General features: G+C 71.7%; 7 protein-coding genes and 1 pseudogene. 5 read left to right on the forward strand and 3 right to left on the reverse strand.

Going from position 1 to position 5,479, the window contains the following annotated elements:
- Positions 1-39: 39 nt before the first annotated feature.
- Together ACWCQ6_RS35410 and ACWCQ6_RS35415 are read left to right on the forward strand one after the other, a co-directional pair.
- Complete coding sequence (locus ACWCQ6_RS35410) at positions 40-474, forward strand: nuclear transport factor 2 family protein (RefSeq protein WP_451096372.1); 435 nt, start codon at positions 40-42, stop codon at positions 472-474.
- 170 nt (positions 475-644) lie between these two features.
- A pseudogene (locus ACWCQ6_RS35415) lies at positions 645-1,375 on the forward strand (site-2 protease family protein).
- Between the two features lie 16 nt (positions 1,376-1,391).
- On the opposite strand, the gene ACWCQ6_RS35420 reads toward ACWCQ6_RS35415, so the two are convergent.
- Both ACWCQ6_RS35420 and npdG read right to left on the reverse strand, forming a co-directional pair.
- Positions 1,392-1,568, reverse strand: coding sequence for a hypothetical protein (locus ACWCQ6_RS35420; protein ID WP_451096374.1), 177 nt, complete (start codon positions 1,566-1,568; stop codon positions 1,392-1,394).
- Between the two features lie 208 nt (positions 1,569-1,776).
- Positions 1,777-2,487, reverse strand: coding sequence for an NADPH-dependent F420 reductase (gene npdG, locus ACWCQ6_RS35425; protein WP_451096376.1), 711 nt, complete (start codon positions 2,485-2,487; stop codon positions 1,777-1,779).
- Positions 2,488-2,606: 119 nt separating this feature from the next.
- On the opposite strand from npdG, the gene ACWCQ6_RS35430 reads away from it, so the two are divergent.
- Positions 2,607-3,206 carry a hypothetical protein gene (locus ACWCQ6_RS35430; protein ID WP_451096378.1) on the forward strand — a complete coding sequence of 200 codons (600 nt, stop codon included), beginning with the start codon at positions 2,607-2,609 and terminating at the stop codon, positions 3,204-3,206.
- 69 nt (positions 3,207-3,275) lie between these two features.
- Positions 3,276-4,577 (forward strand): MFS transporter, encoded by a 1,302-nt coding sequence (locus ACWCQ6_RS35435; protein ID WP_451096380.1) that lies wholly within the window; start codon positions 3,276-3,278, stop codon positions 4,575-4,577.
- Between the two features lie 59 nt (positions 4,578-4,636).
- Here the strand turns inward: ACWCQ6_RS35435 and ACWCQ6_RS35440 are convergent, their stop codons facing one another.
- Positions 4,637-4,867 (reverse strand): hypothetical protein, encoded by a 231-nt coding sequence (locus tag ACWCQ6_RS35440; RefSeq protein WP_072483357.1) that lies wholly within the window; start codon positions 4,865-4,867, stop codon positions 4,637-4,639.
- A 58-nt stretch (positions 4,868-4,925) separates the two neighbouring features.
- On the opposite strand from ACWCQ6_RS35440, the gene ACWCQ6_RS35445 reads away from it, so the two are divergent.
- Positions 4,926-5,479 (forward strand): M24 family metallopeptidase (locus ACWCQ6_RS35445; RefSeq protein ID WP_451096382.1); only part of this gene is annotated, 554 nt, incomplete at its 3' end.

Here is a 5,479-nt window from a genome sequence, read left to right on the forward strand (position 1 = left end):
CTACCCCGGCCCGCAGGTCCGGCTGGACGGGGGCGTCGCATGAGCGGCACCAAGGTGAGCATGCGGCACGTTGTCGACGAGTACGTGCGCCGGGTATGGAACGAACATGACGCCTCGGCCGTCGCGGACTTCGCCCCGGAGCTCACCGAGATGGGCGGCAGCGGCCAGCCGGTCAAGCTCATTCCGCAGGCGGAACTGGTCGAGCGGGTAGGCCGGGTGCTGTCGATGATTCCCGATCACCGGCTCGCGGTGGGACGGGTGGTGGCGAACGGCGAACACATCATGTGGGAGTGGCGGTTGACGGGCACCCTCCACGACGAACGAGGCATCTTCCCGCTCGATTTCTGCGGCATCGTCTACTGGCAGGTGCGAGATGGGCTGATCATCAGCCGTGACGGAATCGCCGATACGATGACCTGGGCCTGGCAGAACGAAGTGCTGGACAAACGCATACGGCTTCTCATACCCGTATGATCCGACCTGCGACGCCGGCATCGCGCCCCCACGCGTCCCCGGCCAAGATCTCCACGGCATACCCGTCGGCAGAGAGCTCGGCCGTCCGACGATACTGTCGGCCCGATATCGCTGGCCCCATTGCCGCAGAACATCGCGTCAGCCCCGTGTTCCTCGGACTGGTCGCGGTCATGGCCCTGTCCGGCTGAGCCATCTGGACAGGGTTCGGCTCGAACAGCGGACTCGTCGTCTTCCTGCTCGTGACGGCCGGCTGGATCGTCTCGCTGAGTCTGCACGACTACGCACACGCCAGGAGTGCCCTGCACCGCGGCGACCGTTCCGTCGGCGCGAAGGGATATCTGGCCCTGAACCCTCTGATAGTGCACGCACGCCCTGCTCAGCATCGTGCTGCCGGTGCTGTTCGTGATCATGGGCGGGATCGGGCTGCCCGGCGGTGCCGTCTTCATCGAGCGGGGGCGGATCCGGGGCGCCGAGGCACAGCCTGATCTCGGCGGCGGGCCCGCTGACGAATGTGCTGTTCGCGCTGGTGTGCACGGCGCCGTTCTGGCCGGACGCACTGGACGGCGTCCCGAAGGAGTTCCGGTACGCGCTGGCGTTCCTGGCGCTGCTCCAGGTCACTGCGGCGATCCTGAACTTCCTGCCGGTCCCCGGGCTGGACGGGTACGGGGTGGTCGAGCCCTGGCTGTCGCACCGGATCCGGCGCCAGGTGGAGCCGTTCGGGCTGCTCGCGGTGTTCGCCGTGCTGTGGGTCCCGGAGGTCAACCATGTCTTCTTCGACCTGGTCCGCGGCGTGCTGGACTCACTGGGTGTGAGCGGCCTGGACACGGAGTGCGGCCGCGCCGCCTACCGGTTCTGGGAGAACTGGAACGAGGAGTATCCGGTCTGCGCGGCCGGCCCGTGACCGGCGAACCGGCCCGTCACTGTCCGGCGGTACGTGCCCGCTGCCGACGCAGGTAGAACCACGCCATGTTCGACGAGAGCCCGGCCAGCAGCACCCAGACGATCCCGAGCAGGCTGCCCTGGACGAACGAGATCACGGCCGCGACGACCGCCAGGACACAGACGGCGATGGCGTAGAGAGCGAGTCGGGGCATGGGGAGCGGCTCCTGTCGGGGGTGATGCACGGTCCCGTCCAGTGTCCCCCATGCCCCTTTTCGCTCGCCGCAGGGTGGGTCCGCGGACGGGCCCGGCCCGGCCGTCGGTGGTGGTGGCCGGGCCGGCTCGGACATCGGTGGTGACGGGCCCGGCCCGGACGCCGGTGGTGGCCGGGCCGTCTCAGACGCCGGTGGTGGCCGGCCCGGTTCAGACGTCGGTGGTGCGGAGCCCGGCGTGCGCCTTGTAACGGCGGTTGACCGAGATCAGGTTGGCGACCAGCGACTCGACCTGGTGCGCGTTGCGCAGCCGTCCGGCGAAGATGCCGCGCATGCCGGGGATCCGGCCCGCCAGTGCCTGTACGAGGTCGGTGTCGGCGCGGGCCTCGCCCAGCACCAGCACATCGGTGTCGATCTCCTCGATGGTCTCGTCCTGCAGCAGCACCGCCGAGAGGTGGTGGAAGGCGGCGGTGACCCGGGACTCCGGCAGCAGGGCGGCGGCCTGCTCGGCGGCGCTGCCCTCCTCGGGCTTCAGCGCATAGGCACCCTTCTTGTCGAAGCCGAGCGGGTTGACGCAGTCGACGACGAGCTTTCCCGCGAGTTCCTCCCGCAGCGAATCCAGGGTCTTGGCGTGGCCGTCCCACGGCACGGCCACGATCACGATGTCGCTGCGGCGGGCGCACTCCGCGTTGTCCGCGCCCTCCACGCCGTGGCCCAGTTCCTCGGCGGCGCTCTTCGCGCGGTCGGCGGCCCGGGAACCGATGATCACCTGCTGCCCGGCGCGGGCGAACCGGTAGGCGAGGCCGCGCCCCTGGGGTCCGGTGCCACCGAGCACGCCGACGGTCAGCCCGGAGACGTCGGGAAGGTCCCAGGGGTCCTTGGCGGGGGGCTTGGCCGCGCTGTCACTGCCATTCGTAGTCATGGCTCCGACATTACTGCCCGCCACGGAGCAGGACCCGGTGTCACCCCTTGTTCCCCGTTCGGCTGGTTCGCAGCCGTTCTCCGGTGCCGGGCAGGCCTCCTCGGGCAAGATGCCGGGCCATGGATGCCGTACGCGTGGCCCTGCTCCGTGAAGTGCTCGCCGGGACCGAGTGGCCCGCCGCCACCCGGCGGTTCGCCGGGGCGCTGCGGTCCTCCGTCGTCCCGCACGGCGGCGGTCTGCTGCTGGTGGGGACGGCGGCGTACGAGCCGTGGCACCTGGCGGCCCATCTGGTCGACGAGTCCACCTGGTCCGGGCTGCCGGAGCTGGCCCCCACCCTGGTACGCCACCGGGTGGAGCCGGGCGGCCCCGCGCATCTGGCCGTCGGTCTGGGCCGGATCGAGGCGGCCGGACGGGGCGAGACTCTGCTCCTGGTGGCTCCGGAGCGGCCCGGTGCGGGTCTGCTGGAGCGGGTGCACGACGCGCGGCGCGCCGGGGCCACGGTGCTCTCGCTGAACGACGGCGACCCGGAGGTGTGCGGGCTCGCCCATGAGACGCTCGCGGTGACCGGCGACGACGTGGACCTGGACACTGTGCAGCATCTGGTGAGCGCGGCCGCCGGAGAGAACAGCGCCCCCGCGCCGCGCGGCCGCCGCGGCTTCCGGGACCGGCTGTCCCGGCTCGCCGACCGGCTGACGGCGCCGCCTCCTGCCCGCTGGTGACGGCCCGGGGCCGGCCTGCCGCGGAAATTCCGTTGCGGTGGCCCCCGCGGCGCCGGAGCATGGCCCCCTGTGACCTCTGCTCCGTCCCCGGCCGCCCGGCTGGCCGCCCTGCTGCCCGATCTCTCGCCGCTGCGCGTTTCCCGCGACTTCCGGCTGCTGTGGGTCCAGGGCCTGGTGACGTACTTCGGCAGCTTCATGGCGATGATCGCGCTGCCGCTCCAGATCAAGGAGCTGACGGGTTCGCCGCTGGCCGTCGGTGTGATGGGCGCGGCCGAGCTGGTGCCGCTGGTCGTCTTCGGTCTGTACGGCGGGGCGCTCGCGGACGCCGTGGACCGCCGCAAGGTGATCCTGGCCACCGAGGCGGGGCTGGGGCTGCTCGCCCTCGTGCTGCTGGTGAACGCGGCGCTGCCCGGCCCGATGCTCTGGCCGCTCTATCTGGTCGCGGCCGGGGTCTCCGCGCTCGCCGGGCTCCAGCGGCCTGCGCTGGACTCCCTGATGGCCCGGATCGTGCCGCACGAGCAGCAGACCGCGGCCGCCGCGCTGAACTCGCTGCGCTGGCAGTTCGGCGCGATCACCGGCCCGGCGGTGGCGGGCCTGGTGGTGGCCTACGCCGGGCACGCCACGGCGTACGCGGTCACGGTGGCCACGTTCGCCCTCTCCGTGCTGCTCTGTCTGCGCCTGGCGCCCGCGCCGCCCGCCCGGGACGGGCAGAAGCCCTCGCTGCGCGGGATCGCCGAGGGGGCGCGGTACGCCTGGAGCCGGCCGGTACTGCTGGGGACGTACGCGGTCGACCTGGCGGCGATGTTCTTCGCCTACCCGAACACGATCTTCCCGTTCCTCGCGGACGAACTGGACGCCGACTGGTCGCTGGGCCTGATGTACGCGGCCGGGTCGGTGGGATCGCTGGTGCTGGGGCTGACCAGTGGCTGGACGTCGCGGGTGCGGCGGCACGGGCTGTTCGTGGTGTCCGGGGCCGCGGTCTGGGGGCTGGCGATCGCGGCGGCCGGGTGGTTCGGCGATGTGTGGCTGGTGCTGGTCTGCCTGGCGGTGGCGGGCGCGGGCGACATGCTCAGCGGACTGGGCCGCTCCACGATCTGGAACCAGACGATCCCGGAGGAGCTGCGGGGCCGGCTGGCGGGCATCGAGGTGCTCTCGTACAGCGTGGGCCCGCAACTGGGCCAGGTGCGGGCCGGTGCGATGGCGGGCTGGACGGGGACGCGGTCGGCGATCTGGAGCGGCGGTGTGGCGTGCGTGGCCTCGGTCGCGCTGCTCACGGCAGCGCTTCCGAAGCTGCTCACCTACGACTCCGAAACGGACGAGGACGCGCTGCGCAGGCGGGAGGCCAGGGAGTCCAGCCCGTCCGCAGCCTGAGGAACGGGGGCCCGGGGGCGGGGGCCCGGGGGCGGGGGCACGGGGGGCGGGTGGCCCGGTCAGGCCTCCGGATCGCGCGGTGTGCCCCCGTCGTGCCACTTGGGGTCGTTCTCCCACTCCAGGTTCCGCTCCCGTGCGGTGTCCATGGCGTGCTGGGCCTCCTCGCGGGAGGTGTACGGCCCGAAACGGTCCTTGGCCGGGCACTCGGGGCCCTCCTCGACCTTGTGATGCTCCAGGCAGTAGTACCACTCGCCCGGCTTGCCGACCGTGCGCTTCTTGAACAGGGCCATCAGCGACTCCTTCCCTCGGGGCCATGCTGCCCCAAGCTCGCTGGTTAGACTCGCTGACATGTCTGGCCAGTCGCTGCTCGCACCCGGGGAGATCACTCCCATCCGCTCCGTGCCCGGAAGGATCCGCCGCCCCGAATACGTGGGCAAGCCGGGCCCCGCCCCGTACACCGGTCCGGAGATCCAGGACACCGACACCGTCGAGCGCATGCGCATCGCGGGCCGGATCGCCGCGCAGGCGATGGCGGAGGCCGCGAAGCACATCGCCCCGGGCGTCACGACGGACGAACTCGACCGGGTCGCCCATGAGTTCATGTGCGACCACGGCGCGTACCCGTCGACGCTCGGCTACCGCGGCTTCCCCAAGTCGCTCTGCACCTCGCTCAACGAGGTGATCTGCCACGGCATCCCGGACTCCACTGTGCTGCGCGACGGCGACATCGTGAACCTCGACGTCACGGCGTACATCAACGGTGTGCACGGCGACAACAACGCCACGTATCTCTGCGGCGACGTGGACGAGGAGTCCAGGCTGCTCGTGGAGCGCACCGAGGAGTCGCTGAACCGGGCCATCAAGGCGGTCCGGCCGGGGCGGCAGATCAATGTGATCGGGCG

This window comes from Streptomyces sp. NPDC001880 (assembly GCF_053594575.1).